The sequence below is a fragment of the Terribacillus sp. JSM ZJ617 genome (assembly GCF_044383785.1).
Lineage (GTDB): Bacteria > Bacillota > Bacilli > Bacillales > Amphibacillaceae > Terribacillus.
Genome location: NZ_JBISEQ010000002.1, coordinates 345392 through 365228, shown reverse-complemented (window position 1 = coordinate 365228; position 19837 = coordinate 345392). Strand labels below are relative to the sequence as shown.

General features: G+C 41.4%; 18 protein-coding genes, 1 pseudogene and 1 riboswitch. Of the genes and pseudogenes, 6 read left to right on the top strand and 13 right to left on the bottom strand.

Annotation, left to right across the window (positions count from 1 at the left end; genetic code table 11):
• Positions 1-149: 149 nt before the first annotated feature.
• Positions 150-1331, top strand: coding sequence for an ROK family transcriptional regulator (locus ACH6C1_RS08055; protein ID WP_374076210.1), 1182 nt, complete (start codon positions 150-152; stop codon positions 1329-1331).
• Positions 1332-1375: 44 nt separating this feature from the next.
• Entirely contained in the window at positions 1376-2992 is a 1617-nt protein-coding gene (locus tag ACH6C1_RS08050; RefSeq protein ID WP_374076208.1) for a glycoside hydrolase family 43 protein, read from the top strand.
• 140 nt (positions 2993-3132) lie between these two features.
• Here the strand turns inward: ACH6C1_RS08050 and hisIE are convergent, their stop codons facing one another.
• The 7 genes from hisIE to ACH6C1_RS08015 are packed head-to-tail and all read right to left on the bottom strand — an operon-like array spanning position 3133 to position 8761.
• A complete protein-coding gene (hisIE, locus tag ACH6C1_RS08045; protein WP_374076207.1) occupies positions 3133-3783 on the bottom strand; it encodes a bifunctional phosphoribosyl-AMP cyclohydrolase/phosphoribosyl-ATP diphosphatase HisIE in 651 nt (216 codons plus the stop codon).
• Positions 3773-4531: an imidazole glycerol phosphate synthase subunit HisF gene (gene hisF / locus ACH6C1_RS08040; protein ID WP_095222775.1), complete on the bottom strand. Its 759-nt coding sequence runs from the start codon at positions 4529-4531 to the stop codon at positions 3773-3775. The genes hisIE and hisF overlap by 11 nt, the downstream gene beginning before the upstream one ends.
• The gene (hisH, locus tag ACH6C1_RS08035; RefSeq protein ID WP_374076204.1) at positions 4528-5151 is read right to left on the bottom strand and encodes an imidazole glycerol phosphate synthase subunit HisH; all 624 of its coding nucleotides are present in this window, start codon (positions 5149-5151) and stop codon (positions 4528-4530) included. Before hisH ends, hisF begins: the two co-directional genes overlap by 4 nt.
• Positions 5148-5735, bottom strand: coding sequence for an imidazoleglycerol-phosphate dehydratase HisB (gene hisB, locus ACH6C1_RS08030; RefSeq protein ID WP_374076202.1), 588 nt, complete (start codon positions 5733-5735; stop codon positions 5148-5150). Before hisB ends, hisH begins: the two co-directional genes overlap by 4 nt.
• A 16-nt stretch (positions 5736-5751) precedes the next feature.
• A complete protein-coding gene (hisD, locus tag ACH6C1_RS08025) occupies positions 5752-7032 on the bottom strand; it encodes a histidinol dehydrogenase (RefSeq protein ID WP_374077168.1) in 1281 nt (426 codons plus the stop codon).
• A complete protein-coding gene (hisG, locus tag ACH6C1_RS08020; protein WP_374076200.1) occupies positions 7026-7646 on the bottom strand; it encodes an ATP phosphoribosyltransferase in 621 nt (206 codons plus the stop codon). Before hisG ends, hisD begins: the two co-directional genes overlap by 7 nt.
• Positions 7643-8761, bottom strand: coding sequence for an ATP phosphoribosyltransferase regulatory subunit (locus ACH6C1_RS08015; protein ID WP_374076199.1), 1119 nt, complete (start codon positions 8759-8761; stop codon positions 7643-7645). The genes hisG and ACH6C1_RS08015 overlap by 4 nt, the downstream gene beginning before the upstream one ends.
• A 120-nt stretch (positions 8762-8881) precedes the next feature.
• On the opposite strand from ACH6C1_RS08015, the gene hisJ reads away from it, so the two are divergent.
• Positions 8882-9709, top strand: a complete 828-nt coding sequence (gene hisJ, locus ACH6C1_RS08010; RefSeq protein ID WP_374076198.1) for a histidinol-phosphatase HisJ — start codon at positions 8882-8884, stop codon at positions 9707-9709.
• Positions 9710-9916: 207 nt separating this feature from the next.
• On the opposite strand, the gene ACH6C1_RS08005 is transcribed toward hisJ, so the two are convergent.
• A complete protein-coding gene (locus ACH6C1_RS08005) occupies positions 9917-11206 on the bottom strand; it encodes a Na+/H+ antiporter NhaC family protein (RefSeq protein WP_374076197.1) in 1290 nt (429 codons plus the stop codon).
• Between the two features lie 86 nt (positions 11207-11292).
• Positions 11293-11401: riboswitch (SAM riboswitch) on the bottom strand.
• A 358-nt stretch (positions 11402-11759) separates the two neighbouring features.
• Between ACH6C1_RS08005 and ACH6C1_RS08000 the strand changes: the two genes are divergently transcribed.
• Together ACH6C1_RS08000 and ACH6C1_RS07995 are read left to right on the top strand one after the other, a co-directional pair.
• Complete coding sequence (locus tag ACH6C1_RS08000; RefSeq protein WP_374076195.1) at positions 11760-12959, top strand: MFS transporter; 1200 nt, start codon at positions 11760-11762, stop codon at positions 12957-12959.
• 92 nt (positions 12960-13051) lie between these two features.
• Positions 13052-13660, top strand: a complete 609-nt coding sequence (locus ACH6C1_RS07995) for a sugar O-acetyltransferase (protein WP_374076193.1) — start codon at positions 13052-13054, stop codon at positions 13658-13660.
• A gap of 146 nt (positions 13661-13806) precedes the next feature.
• Here the strand turns inward: ACH6C1_RS07995 and ACH6C1_RS07990 are convergent, their stop codons facing one another.
• Positions 13807-14388: an NAD(P)H-dependent oxidoreductase gene (locus ACH6C1_RS07990; protein WP_374076191.1), complete on the bottom strand. Its 582-nt coding sequence runs from the start codon at positions 14386-14388 to the stop codon at positions 13807-13809.
• A 124-nt stretch (positions 14389-14512) separates the two neighbouring features.
• On the opposite strand from ACH6C1_RS07990, the gene ACH6C1_RS07985 reads away from it, so the two are divergent.
• Entirely contained in the window at positions 14513-14848 is a 336-nt protein-coding gene (locus ACH6C1_RS07985; protein ID WP_374076189.1) for a winged helix-turn-helix transcriptional regulator, read from the top strand.
• A gap of 83 nt (positions 14849-14931) precedes the next feature.
• Here the strand turns inward: ACH6C1_RS07985 and ACH6C1_RS07980 are convergent, their stop codons facing one another.
• From ACH6C1_RS07980 to ACH6C1_RS07965, 4 genes and pseudogenes are all read right to left on the bottom strand, one after another.
• A complete protein-coding gene (locus tag ACH6C1_RS07980) occupies positions 14932-16293 on the bottom strand; it encodes an amino acid permease (RefSeq protein WP_374076187.1) in 1362 nt (453 codons plus the stop codon).
• A gap of 511 nt (positions 16294-16804) precedes the next feature.
• Positions 16805-17821 (bottom strand): 2,3-butanediol dehydrogenase, encoded by a 1017-nt coding sequence (locus tag ACH6C1_RS07975; RefSeq protein ID WP_374076185.1) that lies wholly within the window; start codon positions 17819-17821, stop codon positions 16805-16807.
• 45 nt (positions 17822-17866) lie between these two features.
• Positions 17867-18694, bottom strand: a complete 828-nt coding sequence (locus ACH6C1_RS07970; protein WP_374076183.1) for a methyl-accepting chemotaxis protein — start codon at positions 18692-18694, stop codon at positions 17867-17869.
• Positions 18695-18705: 11 nt separating this feature from the next.
• Positions 18706-19038: pseudogene (locus ACH6C1_RS07965) on the bottom strand (methyl-accepting chemotaxis protein); the annotation flags it as partial.
• Positions 19039-19837: the final 799 nt, after the last annotated feature.

Sequence of the window (19837 nt, the reverse complement as noted above, 5' to 3'; positions counted from 1 at the left end):
AAAATACCCCCATTATTCATTTGGAATGGTTTGTTGCTGGAATTAGTGTACCATCGAAAACAATGTTTGTCTAGTGGCTGAACTAAGTTTATAATGTTAATGGATGATGGTAAAATGGAAATATTCAAACAGCAGAATGGAGAAAGCAAATGAAATCCCAAACCTTTAATCAGCATGTTGTAAAAAAAGGAAATAAATCTTTGGTTTTACAAACAATTCAAGAATATACACCTATATCTAGAGCAGATATTGCAAATAAAACGGGTCTGAATAAAGGAACCGTCTCTTCCCAAGTAAGTGAACTTCTTGCGGAAGATTTGATTTTGGAATCAGGACCAGGTGTTTCAAGCGGAGGAAGACGTCCTGTCATGCTCTTATTCAACCACCTTGCAGGCTACTCAATCGGAGTTGATATTGGAGTGAATTATATTCTTGGTATACTGACAGATTTGCAAGGAAATATCACAAATGAAAAAATCACCCATTTTAACGATTTATCTTATGAAGAAATTCAGATCCAACTAAACATGATAATCGACTCCCTGCTTCTTTCCATGCCTCCGAGTTCTTATGGTCTCGTAGGAATCGGTGTCGGTGTACCAGGAACAGTAAGTACAGAAGGCGAAATTCTACTTGCTCCAAACTTAAATTGGAGAAATAAAGACTTGAAAGGATTTTTAGAAGAAAAATATGATGTGCCAGTTCTGATTGAAAACGAAGCAAATGCAGGTGCGTATGGCGAAAAGAAATTTGGAGCTGGTCAATCCTCTGATAATTTAATTTACATAAGTGTAGGTATCGGGATCGGTGTTGGCCTTATCCTAAATGGTGAACTTTATAAAGGCCACAACGGTTTCTCAGGGGAGCTTGGTCATATGACAATAGAAGTGGACGGTCCATTATGCCGATGCGGTAATCAAGGCTGCTGGGAATTGTATGCATCTGAAAAGGCATTACTTAATAGTGCTGCAGAAAAAGGGATCCGTCCAGCAGAAGGACAAAAGCTCTCCCTTGAGATGCTGAATGAACTAGCTGAAGGAGGTGATCCAGTTTCGATTAACATCTTCCAGGAAATTGGCAATTATCTTGGTATAGGAATTAACAATATCATCAATATATTCAATCCAGAACAGATTATCGTTGGAAATCGCCTAGCCTCTTCCGGTAACTTGTTAAGAGAATCCATAAAAGAGAAACAAAAACAAATGCTTCGTACACATCAAAAAGACTTGAATATCTGTTTTTCTCAATTGTCTCGTTATTCAGCTGCCTTAGGGGCATCTGCCTATGCCAGTGAGAATTTCTTGGCTATCAACATTCAAGATATTTAAGCTGCTTGTTATTCCGTATCCTTAAGAAAAGAGAGGTTATACAAATGACAACAATTCAAAATCCAATTTTGACAGGGTTTAATCCCGATCCGAGTATTTGCCGGTCAGGAGAAGATTACTATGTTGCGGTATCTACATTTGAGTGGTTTCCCGGCGTGGGTATCTATCACTCCAGAGATTTAAAGAATTGGCGGCTGGTATCGAGGCCTCTTAATCGTATTAGTCAGCTGAACATGATAGGGAATCCTGATTCCGGAGGAGTATGGGCCCCTGCTCTATCGTATTTTGATGAAAAATTCTGGCTGATTTACTCCGATGTTAAAGTAGTGGATGGTCAATGGAAGGACTGTCATAATTACTTGGTTACCTGTGATACAGTAGAAGGTGAATGGTCCGACCCGATATTTTTGAACAGTTCCGGATTTGATCCTTCCTTGTTCCATGATGACGATGGTAAAAAATATCTTGTAAATATGGTCTGGGATCATCGAGTTGGCAATCATAACTTTCACGGCATAGTACTTCAAGAATATAGTGTTGATGAACAAAAACTAGTAGGCAAAAAAGACATCATCTTCAAAGGAACAGACGTGAAGCTGACAGAAGCCCCCCACCTATATAAAATAAACGGATACTATTACCTTTTAACGGCTGAAGGAGGAACCAAATACGACCACCAAGCTACCATTGCTCGTTCAAAAGATTTGCTTGGACCTTATGAAGTTCATCCGCAGAACCCATTGATTACTTCTTTTCCTTATCCAAGAAATCCGATGCAAAAAGCTGGACACGCCTCCATTGTCCATACTCATACAGATGAATGGTTTTTAGTTCACTTAACTGGACGGCCTTTAAGACATCCAGATAAACCGCTGCTGGATCCGCGTGGTTATTGTCCGCTCGGCCGAGAAACTGCAATTCAACGTTTGGAATGGAATAATGATTGGCCCTATGTAGTTGGCGGAAATCAACCATCTTTAGAAATAGAAGGACCAGCAATAAAGGAAGTAAAATGGAACAGTGACTACGACGTGATAGATGATTTCGATACCAATTCTTTAAATCTTCATTTCCAGTCACTTCGTATTCCACTCGATGAGAAAATCTCAACATTACAAGATAACCCAGGACATTTAAGACTTTACGGCAGAGAATCTCTCACTTCGAAATTTACACAAGCCTTCATTGCGAGAAGGTGGCAGCATTTTAATTTTACTGCAGAAACAAAGATATCATTCAATCCAAGTAGTTTTCAGCAAGCAGCTGGATTGGTTAATTATTATAATACGCAAAATTGGACAGCATTTCAGATTACTTGGGATGAGAATAAAGGCAGGATCCTGGATCTAACGACATGTGATAATTTTGTTTTCGAACAGCCTCTCCTAGATAATCAAATCAGCGTTCCACTTGACGTAGACTATATTTATTTGAGATGTGATGTAAGCGCAAACATTTATAGTTATTCTTATTCTTTTGATGGTGATAATTGGACAGAAGTCCCAGTAACACTTCCCTCCTATAAATTATCCGATGACTATATCAAGGGTGGCGGTTTCTTCACAGGAGCATTTGTTGGAATGCAATGTCAAGATACATCTGGTCAAAGACTGCATGCTGATTTTGATTACTTCATGTATAAAGCGAAAGAATTAGATTAAGATAAGAACTATCGACTTCTAGTGATGTTAAGCACTACCCAATTCGTACTATCTTTCAGGCCATAATAAAAGAATCGACTAGTTCATCTTTTCTAATTTGAATGGGCTAGTCGATTTCTTTAATTTTTTTCTAAATGTCGTCACCACTCTTCTATCGGCGGACGCTCTCCTTTGTTATTGCCTTTCTTCTGAAACCGGCGTGCTAGCTCCGCTTCTACTTCTTGCAGGCTGACGCCTTGGTTTGCAAGCAGGACGAAGCTGTGGTAAAGCAAGTCGCTTACTTCTGCAACCAATTCCTCTGGATCATCATTCTTTGCCGCGATGACTACTTCACCAGCTTCTTCAATCACTTTCTTGCCAATTTTATCGACACCCTTGTTATACAAGTAGTTTGTATAGGAATTCTCTACAGGGTGCTTTTTCCGGTCTTCTGCTTCATCCATAACTGTCCTGAATATATTCGCTTCTCCCTCTGTATCACCAGTAATTGGTGTTTCATTGAAGAAACAGCTCACTTCCCCAGTGTGACACGCTGGTCCTTGTGGTGTGACACTGATCAGAATTGTATCATTGTCACAGTCAAGCTTCATATCGACAACCTGCTGGGTGTTGCCGGAGGTCGCTCCTTTATTCCAAAGCTCCTCTCGCGAGCGGGAATAGAACCATGTTTCTTTCGTTTCTACTGTTTTCCCATATGCTTCTTCATTCATATAAGCAAGCATGAGTACTTGCTTGGTTTGGCTGTCTTGCACAATTGCTGGGACGAGTCCTTTGCTAAAATCAGGCTTCACGAATCCGCACTCCTTCCTGGTGGCAGCTTTGCTTTACTTCTTCGATACTGAAAGTCTTATCATGGAAAATGGACGCTGCAAGAGCTGCGGACACATCTGTTTCCTGGAATACTTCTGTTATATGTTCAGGGCTGCCGCAGCCTCCTGAGGCAATGACAGGGATGCGGACTTCATCAACAATCGCTTTTGTCAGTGGCAGATCATAGCCAGTTTTCACGCCATCAGCATCCATGCTTGTGAGCAAGATCTCCCCTGCTCCTCTCGCTTCTGCCTCCTTCGCCCATTCGATTGCATCTATGCCTGTATCCTTACGGCCGCCGTGTGTTACCACGTGCCAGCCATCCTCAAAACGTTTCGCGTCGATGGCAACGACAATACATTGTGAACCAAACTTCTCTGCTCCCTTTGTGATGAGATCCGGGTCGGCAACTGCTGCTGAGTTAATGGCTACTTTATCCGCTCCAGCCTGAAGCATGGTCGTCATGTCATCAAGTGAGCGAACGCCGCCTCCGACTGTAAAAGGCACGAACACGTGCAATGCAGTCTGACGTACGATGTCCATCATCGTCGCCCGTCCTTCATGTGTTGCGGAAATGTCGAGGAACACAATCTCATCTGCGCCGCTTTTCGAATACGCCGCAGCCATGGCAACAGGATCACCGAGTTCACGCAGTGAAACAAAATTCGTACCCTTGACGACAGTGCCATCCCTCACATCAAGACATGGAATGATACGTTTTGCGATCATATGCCTTCCTCCTTGCTGTACGCCTGCTGGCTGCTTTCAAATACGCTCTGCAATAACAACTGGCCTACTTTCTCACTTTTCTCCGGGTGGAACTGGATACCGCAAATATTCCCTTTCTGCACGATTGCAGGGATCTGTGTCCCATATTCCGTACTGGCAACAATATATTCTTCCGGTGTGTTCGCCTGATAACTGTGAACGAAGTAAACATGTTTACCGTTTTGTTCTGTGTAAGTCGGAAAACTGTCACTTACCTCCAATGCATTCCAGCCAATATGGGGAAGCAGGTGACTTGTTTCTATTTTCTCAACAGTTCCTGGAATCAGACCAAGCCCTTCTGTTTCACCATGTTCGAAGCCCTTCTCAAATAACAACTGCATGCCTACACAAATACCGATGAATGGTTTACGTGCAGCTAAATCAAGAAGCATTTCGCGCAAGTCGCGCTTGTTTATCTCCTCCATCGCGGCTCGGAATGATCCAACACCTGGCAGAATGATATGTGTTGCTTGCTCAAATTCCTCTTTTTTGTCTGTCAGTATCGTTTCATATCCAAGCTGCTTGCAAGCATTGGCGACACTGGCGACATTGCCGACGCCATAATCGACGATTGCGATCATTCGATCATCCCTTTCGTACTGTTGACACCTTTGATATCTGGGTTCACTTTAATGGCAATTGCCAGCGATTGGCCAAGTGCTTTGAACAAAGATTCTGCTTTATGATGCGTATTGGATCCGTAATGAACCTTTGCGTGCAGTGTGATACCTGCGTGCACAGAAAACGCTTGGAAAAATTCGCGTACCAGCTCTGTATCGAAGTTGCCCAGTTTAGGATTTTCGAATTCTGCATCAAACACAAGGAACGGGCGTCCGCTGATATCCAGAGCTACAAAGCCTAATGTTTCATCCATTGGCACAAAGGCGTTGCCATAGCGGTTGATACCTTCCTTTGTACCGAGCGCTTCTTTCATCAGCTGTCCGAGCACAATGCCAGTATCCTCCACTGTGTGGTGACTATCGATATGTAAATCACCTTTTGCTTCTACAACTAGTCCGATTCTGGCATGACTTGCGAACAATGTCAGCATATGATCGAAGAACCCTACCCCAGTATTGATTGAGATGTTGCTGTTGTCATCCAGATTCACCTGCATGTTGATGTCTGTTTCGAACGTTTTACGAGCTTTTTCTGCTGTACGCATTATTGCATCCCCCTGTCTATGACTTGAATCGGATATTGATCGATTCTCCATGTCCTGTCAGCTGTTCCTCTTCTGTCAGCTGAGTGATAGCCGTTCTGCCTTGCTCCAATGCTTGTCTATCATAATACGTGAATGTCGTTTTCTTAATAAAATCATCCACACTGAGCCCTGATGAGAATCTTGCTGTGCCGTTTGTCGGCAATACGTGATTTGTTCCCCCGTAATAGTCACCTAAAGCTGTAGGAGCATAGGAACCAAGGAAGACCGATCCAGCATGTTTTATCTTTCCTAAAGTTGATAGCGGATCAGCTGTCTGGATTTCCAAGTGTTCGGGAGCAAAAGCATTCGATAACTCGAAGCTCTCACCCATAGAATTTGTCAGAACAAGAGCACTTTCCCCGTTTATTGCTTCGCTTGCAATTGCTTTGCGAGGCAGCTTCTCCAACTGGCTTTCCAGCTCTTTTTCTACTGATTGGATCAAAGCCTCACTGTCTGTCAAAAGGACTACTCTTGCATTTTCATCATGTTCTGCCTGGGCCAGCAAATCCGCAGCTATAAATGCAGGATCAGCAGTTGCGTCTGCAATGATAGCTACTTCGGATGGGCCAGCAATCATATCAATCCCAACCTGACCGAAGACGAGCATTTTCGCCGCAGCTACATACGCATTTCCCGGTCCGACAATTTTATCTACTGAAGCGATCGTTTCCGTTCCATATGCCAGAGCTCCAATCGCCTGGGCACCGCCAATTTTATATATTTTATCCACGCCGGCAATTTCAGCTGCAGCCACTAAGACAGGAGCAATCGCCCCATTGTTCTTCACTGGTGTTACCATAATGATTTCCCTCACACCTGCCAGCCGTGCTGGAATGGCATTCATCAGAATTGTCGACGGATATACCGCCTTGCCTCCAGGCACATATATACCGATTCGCTCCATCGGCAAGATGAGCTGACCGAGCTGTTTGCCTTCCTCGGCAGTTATGATGCGGGATGCTGTGACTTGCTTTTCATGAAAAGCACGAATATTTGCCGCCGCTTGCTTTAAAGCTGTCAACGTCTCAGGTGCCAATTTGGCTTTTGCCTCTTTTATCTCAGCTTCCGACACAAGAAGCTGATCTGTTATTGTATCATCGAATTGCTCAGTATATTTCCGTACAGCCTGATCGCCTTCCAGCCGGACATCCTTCAAAATAGCCGATACAGACTGAAGAACCTCAGGGTCAAAACCGCTGTCTGCTTTCCGGGTGCAAAACTGTTCCAGGAATTGCGTACTGGTAAGCTTTCTCATGATTGCGTCACCTCTTCCTGTAAAACAGAAAGGTAAGGCTGGAGAATATTGCGTTTCATTTTTAAAGAAGAACGGTTAGCAATGACTCTGGCCGTGAAGTGCTGGATATCTTCGATTACTTCCAAACCATTCTCTTTCAAGGTCGTACCTGTTTCGACGATATCGACAATGGCATCTGCCAATCCAAGCAGCGGTGCCAATTCCACGGACCCTTCCAGCTTGATGATGTCGACCGACTCGCCTTTTTCTAAATAATATTGCTTCGTGATATTTGTGTACTTGCTGGCGATCCGTTTCTTCCGGTCCGGCCAAACTTTATCCTTCTCAGCAGCAACCGCCATCTTGCAAGCACCAAATGGCAATGGGAAGAGATTGAATACATCTGGCTGGAATTCAGCAATGATGTCTTCTCCTACGATTCCCAGATCTGCAATGCCATGCTGTACATACGTTGTCACATCTACGCCTTTGGCGAAGAAATAGATTGCCTCATCCGTTTCAACGCTTAACTTGCGTCCTTTTTCCACCAATGGTTTGCTGTCGAACCCTCGTTCCTCCAAATATGCGAGGAATTGCTTTTCGACGCGACCTTTCGTTAATGCGATGACTGGTTTCATCTCTCGACCACCTCGTATCCTTCTCCGCTCTGAACCACTTGATAAACTCGATCATAATTTTCGGCTGTTGCTTCTGTCCTGATGTCTACAATTGCATTTGGATATTTATACCGCAGTGCTTCAGCTGCAATCAGACCTTGCTCATCCGTCAGCAAGCATATGCGTTCTTGTCTATGTGGTGCTGGCAGCGCAGCAGCAAGCACGTCCATATCAAATGCCAAGCCGACAGCGCTCATCTTTCCGCCAAACTGTTCGTACAGCTCGTCATATCTGCCGCCAGAGAAGCATTCAGCTCCACTTTCCGCCAGAAAACCTCTGAACATGGCGCCATTGTAGTATGGAAGCTGCTTTACACGCCCCAGATCCACGATGACATCCTGACCAAGCTCTTCCAAAGCAGCCGCAAGCTGCTGAAGCTCTTGGATAACAGGTAATAATTTAGCGTTATTTTCCCACGTCCCAGCGAATTTATCTAAAATAGCTGTTCCGCCAAATGCATCAGCTAATGCAGCGACTGCTTCGGCTGTCTCCTCATTTCCTGCTTCCTTGACAAGACGATATACTTCATCTTTTCGCTTATCGTGCATCGCCTGTCTAATGTTAGAAGCATCAGCATCAATAAGTTCCAGAGAAGAAATAAATGTCTCGAAGATTTCCGTATGCCCGAGCTCGATGCTATACTGCTGCAATCCTAGTTCCCGAAGGAAGCGGACTGCTGTGAACAAACTTTCATATTCCCCATACAGACCTGGGGTCCGGATGATTTCGATACCAGCCTGATGGCTTTCGACGCCTGCATGATCTTTTTTGAATACAGATCCAGCATACGCCCATTTCTGCTGATCAGACTGCTGATTCGCAAGAGCACGAGCAACTGCAATCGTCCAATCCGGGCGCAATACTTCGATTTCCCCTTCTTCATCAAACCATTTGAGCATCTTTTTAAGTGTCATACCGGCATAAGGATTGGTAAATGTTGTGCTATACTCAATAACAGGTGTTTCAATCGATTGATAATTTCGTAAATTCACGACAGATTGGAACTTTTCATATATGCTGACTCGATTGACAAGCTGTCGACCTGTCAAATCACGACTTCCTGCTGGTAAGAACATCTATAAGCCTCCGATTCTTTCTTTATCATTCTACCACTTTACTTAGATAAAGGATTTCTGTTGATTTGAATGTAACATAATGAGATACTAACGTCAACACATAACGAAAGGAGCAAGCAAATGCCAGGAGATTTTCACGTACATACGCAGTATTGCCAGCACGGCGCAGACGATAAAATGGAAGCCTACGTTCTGCAGGCAATCGAAAAAGGACTTACCCATTTATCATTTACAGAACATGCTCCGCTTCCGGAAGGCTTTACGGATCCCGCTCCACATCGTGACAGCACCATGGACCGAAACCAGGTGGAAGCTTATGTAATGGAAGGCAAAGCGCTGCAAAAACAATATAAAAATGAACTGCAAATCAATATTGGCTTTGAAGTTGATTATATCAGAGGCTACGAACAAGAAACACAAACTTTCCTCGATACATACGGTCCTGAAATGGATGATGGTATCCTTTCCGTGCACATGCTCCAAGCACCGGATAAGTCTTTCTTCTGTATTGATCATAGTGAGGAAGAATTTGGACGTGCTGCCGATGCATTTGGAGGACTTTTACCATTATATAAAGCTTATTATGATAATCTCCAGTCTTCCATTGAAGCTGATCTTGGTCACTATAAACCAGGAAGAATTGGTCATGTTACGCTGATTCAAAAATTTCAGCTTGCTTATCAGAAGCCGGCTTCTTTCTCACAGGAACAGAAACACATTCTGGAACTCATAAAGAGAAAAGGATATGAGCTTGATGTGAATACAGCTGGTCTTTATAAACCATTATGTAAAGAAATCTATCCGCCAGTTGAGCTTATAGCGCACGCAGCAAAAATGGGAATTCCGCTTGTTCCTGGTTCAGACAGTCACGCGGCTGGGGGAATTGGTAAGGGTTTTGAATATTTATCTGAGTATTCTCTTCACATTCCGCAGAGATTGGCTTTATAAATAAGAAAAAACAGCTACTTGTTTGTCCCAAGGTTGCAGCTGTTTTTTCTACTCCATACTATTTAGTTTTGTTGTTGTAAAAGTCCGCCTAGTATATTTTTCTATAAGGCAGAACCAGTTTTCACCAATAAGCTAGTATGCGGTATAATTCCGCTTGTTCCCATACTGGAATAAATACATATTTTTCTCTTATGAAAAGCTGAAAAGTCATTTTTCCGAAGTATTTTTCTTTTTTGGATAGCCAATTAAGATGGCGATAATGCCGCAAATACCTACCAAGATTGGATAGAAGCTGTAGGGAATGATACTGATTGGCGAAATTCCTGCTACGGTTGCAGCAGTCAATAATTGCGCTCCATATGGTAGAAGACCTTGGATGGAGCAAGAGAAAAGATCTAATATACTAGCTGACTTTCTTGGCTCTATCCCATACTCATTTGCAATATTTTTGGCTAGTGGACCAGTAATCATTATAGAGATTGTGTTATTAGCAGTTGATACATCAGTTAGGCTAACAAGCCCTGCGATACTAAATTCGGCACCCTTTTTCGTTTTAATTCTACGCGTTGCAAGGTGCAGAATATAATCAATTCCTCCATTAAACTTAATTATCTCTACCATTCCAGCTATTAATATTGCAAGGAAGGCAATTTCATACATACCCGCCATTCCATCACCAATCTGCTGCATCAGGCTCATGAAATGGTAGCTGCCATCTATCCAGCCAACAGCTCCCGCAAGAACTATTCCCAGCACAAGTACGAGGAAGACGTTCATACCAATTAAAGCAAAAACTATGACTAGGACGTAAGGAATTATCTTTATCCAATTATAGTTTATATGTTCTACTTGAGCTGATTCACCAATAGCGATAAATCCTAAAATGATACACGTAACAATAGCTGCAGGCAACACAATCAAAAAATTAACTTTAAATTTATCTTTCATCTGTGCGCCCTGCGTACGAACGGAAGTTATCGTTGTATCTGATATGAAGGATAGATTATCACCGAACATCGACCCACCAACAATCGCTCCCATCACCAAAGCCATCGAAAGACTGGTTTCATCGCTTATCCCAACTCCAATTGGAGCTAGTGCTACAATGGAACCAACAGATGTCCCCATCGACAAGGAAATAAAGCATGCAATGACAAATAAGCCTACAACTAGCAGGTTTTGAGGAACGACTGATGTAGTAAGGTTTACAGCAGACTCCACTGCTCCCATGCCTTTGGCAACTTCAGAAAACGCTCCTGCTAAAATGAATATGATCACCATCAGCATGACATTGCTATTACCTGCACCTTTGCAGAAAATATCAACCTTTTTAGTAAGAGATTCACTTCTATTCATAGACAGAGCTACACCCGCTGCTATTGTGATTGCTACTATGACCGGAAAGTTATAAAAATCTCCTGTGATAACTCCGGATCCAATAAATAAAACTAGAAAAACAATAAATGGGATGAGAGCCCATGGATTTGCTTTCTTCATTGATTCACCTCTGATTTTGTTTTATTGTAAAAAAATAAAGCCCCTCTTAGATCCATAAGAAGAGGCTTTATATCTATAAAACACTCCTCTTATCTATCAAGCCGCAGCTTGCTGGATTTGGCACAGCAACTCCATTACATAAGTTCCGCTGCCGAGATTTCTTCGGGCCAGTCCCTCCATCTCTCTAAATAAGAAGAAAAGAATATTTTTTTCACAGTAAGTAGGATTATACACATCCCCTATTTTTTTATCAATAGTTTTAGGAAGCCCAGGCATTGCTTTCACAATATCTCCTTATTAGAAAGGAAAACACGAGTAAAAGTGCTCTCTTTTGTCCCTTGTAAAATTATTGGCTGTAATGGCCTCTATTCTAATTTATTTCATCCTTAAAAAGTTATCGCTTCTAATTTCATGCATGTTTCCAATGAATGAAGCAGGAGATCGATGAATAAAAATATAATTGATTAAGTTTATGCGAATAACTCGTTAACACAGGGTGGTAATTGCTGTTTATTTGCAGTATAAGCTTCCTTTTTATGAATAGGAGGATATCATGTTCTTCATCTTCTTAATTTACTTATCATTTATCAGCTTAGGTTTACCCGATTCTATATTAGGGTCTGCGTGGCCGCTTATGAATACTGATCTTGGCGTACCGATTGGCAATGCAGGTATTGCTTCCATCATTATCTCTATAGGAACAATAGTATCCAGTCTGTTTTCTTATAGATTAATTAGAATACTAGGTACCGGCAGGATCGTGATAGTAAGTATTTCCATGACTGCTATCGCACTGCTTGGTTTCTCATTTTCTCCTTCATTTATCTGGCTGATAGTATGTGCTATACCATTGGGACTGGGTGCTGGAGCGGTGGATGCAGCTTTAAACAGGTTTGTCGCTACTCACTACGAAGCAAAACATATGAACTGGTTACATGCATTCTGGGGAGTTGGAGCTCTGCTCGGCCCTGTTATATTATCAGTATTGGTGGTTTGGGGGAATTCTTGGAGAAGTGGTTATTTTACCATTTCATTATTACAGTTTGCATTAGTCTTGCTGCTCCTCTTTTCACTTTCAAGGTGGAAAAAATACGAAACTGCTGATAGTAAGAGAATTCAATATACGAAAGAAACCAATTCAGAAAGTAAAATGGGATTGCGGAACTCCTTTAAGAAAAAAGGATCTGCCTTTGGAATGGTGTCATTTTTCTTAATAGCATCAACAGAGGCTTGTATAATGCTCTGGGGTTCAAGTTACTTAGTCAAAATAGAGAATGTCCCAGCCGAAAGTGCCGCTGGTTGGATTTCTTTGTACTTTCTTGGTATGACAGCAGGCCGTATGTTAAGTGGATTTCTATCAATACGTATAAAGAATGAAGCATTAATACGGCTGGGATGTACTTTGGCTGCTTTCGGTTTAGTTATAATGTCACTTCCATTTCCTACAATATTTACTCTATTATCCTTTGTCATTATAGGAACCGGTCTTGCACCAATCTACCCTTCTATGTTACACCAAACTCCTGTATATTTTGGAGTAGATCATTCACAAGCAGCTATGGGAATTCAAATGGCCTTTGCTTACACAGGTGCTACTTTAGTGGCGCCCTTGCTAGGACAGTTGTTGGCCAACATTTCCTTTTTGATATTTCCTTATTTTCTTCTAGTATGTGTAGCAGGGATAATGTTCTGTCGGTTGATTTTAATACGCGCTAACGAAATTAGTGTTAAGCCTAAACGATTGAGCCAATAATCAAGTCTTGAAACTTCTTGATAGGTGAGAACGTAATGAAAGACGTTAGCTGAGACTATAATCAACTTTTTTGAAGAAATGAGGCTGTACATATGGATAAAAGTTTTAAAGATAGACTGCACAATAGCAGTTTGTATCTACCAGGTGATAAAGATTTTGCAGCTCAACAACTAGTATGCCTCGAACGGCTATACGACTTTAATCAAACGCGACCAACCGAAATAGAAAAAAGAGAAGCTTTGCTTAAAGAAATGTTCGCTGAGATTGGGGAAGGTTGCTATATAGAGCCCCCACTCCACGCAAATTGGGGCGGCAACCATGTTCATTTCGGGAAGAATGTTTACGCCAATTTTAATTTAACTTTAGTAGATGACACGCATATTTACGTCGGAGACTATACAATGATAGGCCCTAATGTAACGATAGCAACAGCTGGCCATCCTATCTGGCCCGAACTCCGTGAAGAAGCATATCAATTTAATGTACCAGTAACTGTAGGAAGAAACTGTTGGATAGGTGCTGGTGCGATTCTTCTTCCAGGTATCTCAGTTGGAGACAATACAGTCATTGGGGCTGGCAGTGTAGTGACAAAAGACATACCTTCCAATGTTGTTGCTATAGGTAATCCGTGCCGAGTACTCAGGGAGATTACGGATCATGACAAAGAATATTATTTCAAGAATTTAAGGGTAGATAAGTAATAAGATGAAAGAAGCCACACTTCACTCCAAGTGTGGCTTTTTGCTATGAATTTTTGTGACTGGATTAAGCCGGATACTGTATGACGGGTACTACGTTCTTTTACACCAGACTGATCAATCTGCCAAGGTCAAGCAGAAAAATCAACTCAAAGTTTATGGGGTATTTCTTGTAAGAACAGTTTTCTTTTCTCATCCGTTGTTACGTTTACCCCAGAAAAATGAACCCATTTTGTGTCATTATTTCTTAATCCCAAGTCAGCTAGTGTTCTGTTAATAAAGACTCCCTGAATAGCGTTCCCACCTTCCGATTCAATGTAAGCTTTATCAGTTGTAGAAGTTGAAATGACAGTTGTTTTTCTTATGTTAGTCAATAATCCTTTCAGCCCACCTATTTCTTTGTCTTCTAAAAAAGCAAAGCCACTCAACATCACTTTATCGATGAAACCCTTTAAAATAGCAGGTAAGTCCCACCACCAGACTGGGAAAATAAATATCAATTCCGTGGCTTGGCTTAATTTTGCCTGATATTCCTTTACTAATTTGTACGGCGTTTCTCCCTTGTTAAACAGCTTCAATTCTTCAGCTGTATAGGCGGGGTTAAACTCATCTTTATAAAGATCGATCACTTGAAATTTCTCTCTTTTGGCTTCTAAGTCTTTAGTTATGCTAGTTAAAATCGCATGATTAAAGCTTCCTTCCCAAGGATGAGCATAGACAATGGTCTTCATAATTGTTTCCTCCTATTTCGCTTTCTTTGCATCATAGCTTGATGTACATTTAGTTTATTGAATGCCTTATCCTTCTACAAGTACGGTAATTAAAGTGCGATACTTACCTAAAGGAGAGTGTTGAATGGATCGCTATGAATTTAAAGATCAAATAAAAAATACTGGTTTTGGATTTACGTTGTCTTTAATTGGGGGGAAATACAAAATGTCAGTTTTATATGCCCTATATATAAGCAATGAACCTATTCGCTATAATCAGTTAAAACGGATGCTAGGCAACATTTCTTTTAAAACATTAACCAATACGCTGAAAGAACTTGAAAACGATCAGCTAGTTAATCGCAAAGAATATCCTCAAGTGCCTCCAAAAGTGGAATATAGCCTAACCGAAAAAGGATTATCTTTGATTCCTGTATTAGATGCAATTTGCTATTGGGGAGAAGAGCAATTAGAGAAGTAATCCTTAAGGTAAACGCCTGTCAGGATATACGATAGACAGTAAATCAATAAAAAATGCGTGTCCCTATAATGGACACGCATTTTTTATTTTTTCTTCAGTTTATATCCTATTACGAGTATCAGTACCCACAAAGGCAATATAAATAGAGCCAAACGATAATCCGGCATGAAGCCTATGATGACAAGCACAGCTGCCAGGAATAGCAGTACAACATAATTGGAGATAGGATACAGCGGCAGCTTGAAGGATAACTTGCTTGCTGCTTCCTTTCCTATACGTTTACGGAATGCTAAATGGATGATAATAATCATACTCCAGTTTATGATGCCTGCAACCGTTGCAGTGGCCATCACATAGCCGAACACCTTTTCCGGCATTAAGAAGTTGACTATAACAGCAATTCCTGCCACCCCGGAAGAGAGTAAGATGGCTGGTACTGGTGCACCTGTCCTTTTGCCAGTACGCTGCAGGAACCGTGGTGCGTTGCCTTGCTTCGCTAAGGCATGCAGCATGCGCCCATTGCTGTACAAGCTGCTGTTATGCGCCGACACAGCTGCAGTCAAAACAACAAGATTCAATATTCCAGCGGCTGCCGGTATACCGACGCCATCAAGTATTTGAACAAAGGGACTGCTTTCCCCGTCTATTTGATTCCATGGGAAGATAGCTGTGATTACAATCATTGAACCAACATAGAAGATTAAGATGCGGTAAACAACTTGATTGATTGCTTTAGGAATCGTTTTCTTAGGTGTATCCACTTCACCCGCTGTTATCCCTACCAGCTCGACACCGCCAAAGCTGAACATAACAGGTACAAGTGCCAGAAGAACACCTATCATTCCGTTTGGCAGGAAGCCTCCTTCATCAAATAAGTTGGAGAAACCGGTCGGTACACCGTTATTGCCAAAACCAGTGAAGATGATTATCAAACCTAGAATTATCATGCCAATAATAGCTACCACTTTGATGAGAGCGAAATAAAACTCGAATTCTCCATAAAGCTTGACACTTAATAGGTTTATACAAGTTATCAAGATAAGGAAAGCGAATGCTGTCAGCCAGGACGGTACTTCCGGAAACCAATATTGGACGTATATACCGACGACCGTCAACTCAGCCATCGTTACTGCCACATAATTGAACCAATAGTTCCATCCGGAAAAGAATCCGAAAAAGCCTCCTAAGTTCTCATAAGCATAATAACTGATGGAACCAGAGTTTGGCGTATCAACCGAAAGCTCACCCAGAGCCCGCATGATAAAGAATATCATCAAGCCGCCTACCAGGTAAGCCAGCGGGATTGCCGGTCCTGCTAATCCAATGGAAGAAGCAGAACCATAAAATAAGCCGGTTCCAATTGCTCCGCCCAGTGCAATCATCTGCACATGGCGGTTTTTTAACCCTTTTTGTAAATCATTCGATGTTTGGTTGTTTCTATCCATAACTCATGCCCCTTACTACCTATTCCCACGTATCTTTTTAGGTTGATAGCTAACATCATCAAAAGACTATCTAGTACCACTCCAAAAACCACAGAAGAAAGAAATGTGGGATATATCGTATGCTATTGCAAATATACTTAGTATAAAGAAAGATCATTTATGAACATTCTACGTGCACATTGTACCAGTGTAAGCTTTTCCTTGAATAAAGTCTATTATAACCGAAATCGAGCTCTTACCTCCAACTACGATTGTTAACCTCTATTCCAGCTTTCCATGACTCAAGGATCTCTATTTGAAGCTATTCTGTAATCTAATAAGTTCTTTACAGTTATTTATTCAACTAACTTAAGTTGAACTTTAAATGAATCAAGTGAAAACAATCCCATCCAAAAAGTAAAATTATGATGTATGGAATCCTCAACTTAAAAAAACTCCCCTTCAGTAAACAGTTAGTTTTAACTGTCTACTTGAAAGGGAGCATATCAAACTGATCTTCCTTTTTCCTATCTTAACTAGGTTTAACTAAGATCTTACATTCATTTTTATCACTTATCAGTTTTTCAAAACCATCTGCCACAATGTTGTCCAGCTCTATAATACTCGTAATGACTGGCTTAACATTCAATGATCCTTTAGCTAACAAATCAATTGCTTGGCTAAAAATATTATTATAACCAAGAGAGGAATTGATTTTCTTCTCACTGACTACTTGCATTGTTGGGTGATAGTTAACTGGATTCGCGAAAACACTGACAATCATGAATTCCCCATTAGGTTTGATGCAATCAAGAGATTGATTGAATGTAGCTTCCACCCCGGCAACATCAAAGGAAACATCCACTCCGCCATTCGTATTATTCTTAATGACTTGCACTGCATCTTCCTCTATCGGGTTTATAACGATATCCGCACCCATTTCCAAAGCTAATTTTCTGCGTTCCTCACTAACTTCAGCCACAAAGATCTTACTAGCTCCTGCTGCTCTCAAACTTTCTGATAAAAGCAGTCCGATGGGCCCTGCACCAAAAAGCGCTACGCTGTCGCCAATTTTGAATTTGCTTTTTCTGATTGCTTGTAATACAACAGCTAGAGGTTCTATTAAAGCTGCCAATTCATAGCTAAGTGTATCCGGCAGTGCAAATACATTTGCTTCTTTTACTACAACGTATTCAGCGAAGCCGCCATTCTCATGGATTCCGTATGACTTCATATCAGGACATATATTATAATTTCCTGTTTTACAGGTATCACACTCACCACATCCCCAAATAGGTTCAACGGCTACTCTATCACCAGCTTTAAATTTTGTTACATTGCCGCCCACCTCAACAATTTCACCTGTAAACTCATGACCCAAAATCATTTTATCTTCTGTTACAAAGGTCTTATGCAGGTATTCGTGTAAATCAGTACCGCATATACCTGCGAATTTAACTTTGACTTTAACCGTATCTTGGCTGACCTCTGGCTCAGCGATATTTTCAACCTTTACATCTTTTGATCCGTAATATACTAAAGATTTCATTGTTTTATCCCCTTTTTCAATGAAGTAGTTATGTGCTAGTCCGTCTTAATTTGTGATGTCTTTGATGTATTGTCCAATATCATTGCTTTGTTCATCAAGATTTTGTATATCTTCCATGAACTCTACCATTACACGGGATTGTTCTTCTGAGGCAGTGGATACTTCACCGATGCTCACAGTCAAATTCTCCATATTTGTCCGTATTTCCTGAAGGGATTGGCCGATTGTACCGACTGCCTCCTTCGTCCCGACGGAAAGCTTACGGATTTCATCTGCCACGACGCCGAATCCTCTGCCAGCATCTCCAGAACGGGCTGCTTCAATAGCTGCATTTAAGCCTAACAAGTTCGTCTGTGTAGAAATATCTTCAATCAGTTGAACCACCTTACTGATTTCCTGGGAGTTCTCATTTGCATGAGCTGCTTGTCCATTAATATCCGTGCTCGTAGCGGAAAGTTCCTCAGCCTGCGCTGCAACTTGCTGTACTTTTCCTTGCAGACTGCTGACAATGGTGCGTAATTCATCCAGCTCTTTATCAAGTATTTCTTCGTCTTTCAAGGTTTTGGTGATTTGGAATACACCGACAATCTCCCCATTTTCATCACGAATAGGATTAGCGGAGTATTGCATACCGACACCATAACGCTCTTTTGGAATATGTATTTGTACCTTTTCTCCATTTAATGCCTGACGTAGTATATCGTTGTCCTCAGAAAAAGCAAAATCGCCGACATTAACGCTATAATCTAAGTCTTTCGACTGGGAAGAAAAAATAAAATTCTCTGTGTCGGTAACGACAACAGCACAATTCTCACCAAGGTTTTTTTTGATTTCAGGTGCTAGATGGACCAACGCTTGTAATGTTAGATTCATATTCTAATCTCCTATTCCTGGTTAGTTACTTTCTTCATTGTTTCTATGATTTGTTTGCTCTTTTCGTCCAAAGCTTGAATGTCATTCATGAATTCGACCATGACGACAGACTGCTCCTCTGATGAAGTGGAGACTTCATTAATGCTGAGTGTCAGGTTTTCAATGCTGGATCGTATCTCTGTTAGGGATTTCCCGATTGTCTGAACTGCTTCCTTCGTATTATCGGAAAGTTTGCGGATTTCATCTGCAACAACGCCGAAGCCTTTTCCTGCTTCGCCAGAACGAGCTGCCTCGATGGCTGCATTTAATCCAAGAAGATTTGTCTGTGTGGATATTTGTTCTATCAATTGAACCACTTCACCTATTTGGCGGGAGTTTTGGTTTGCATTGTTCGCTTGCTGGTTGATGTCACTACTAGTAGCAGAAAGTTCCTCTGCTTGTGCAGCTACGTGCTGTACCTTACCTTGCAATGCATCGATGACCTCATTTAGTCTGCTAAGCTCCTTATCTAGCTTATCTTGATGCTCCAATGTCCGAGATAAAGACAAAAGACCAACGATTTCGTTTGTTTCCATATCCCTTATAGGAGTTATGGAGGTCACGACCGGTACGCCGAAAATTTCAGGATCTTCGGTTTTAGAAATAATGTGTTCCCCTTTGATAGCTCGCAAATAAACCTCATGTTCATCAAGTCTTGTTTTTCCTGCTTCAACGTCCAGCTTCAGAAGCGTTGATGGAGCAAAATAGACAAACTTCTCTGTATCCATTACACCTATTGCCGCTGTCGGGCCTAGGGTATCTTTTATAATGGGGGCAATATTGACTACTGCCTGTATCGTAGAATTCATAAAATACTAGCTCCTCTGCACATGATTCCTCTTTATATCGGTAAGAAGTACTAGAAAGTGAAGCTTTTCACTAAAAAAGGTCTGATTTAGTCATATTTTGTCGAAAGGGTTTTAACTGGTTCAATTTCATATATGTAATGGTTAATTTAGTGGAGTTTTCTTCTAAACAACAGAAGGAATCCCCTTCTTGAAGAATGAAAGGGGATTCTTTGTTATGTCTCTCTATGATTATGAAGACACCACGTTATCTTGTTGGTTGAATTCAGAAGCCAGCTTCTTCATCTTTAATTTAATA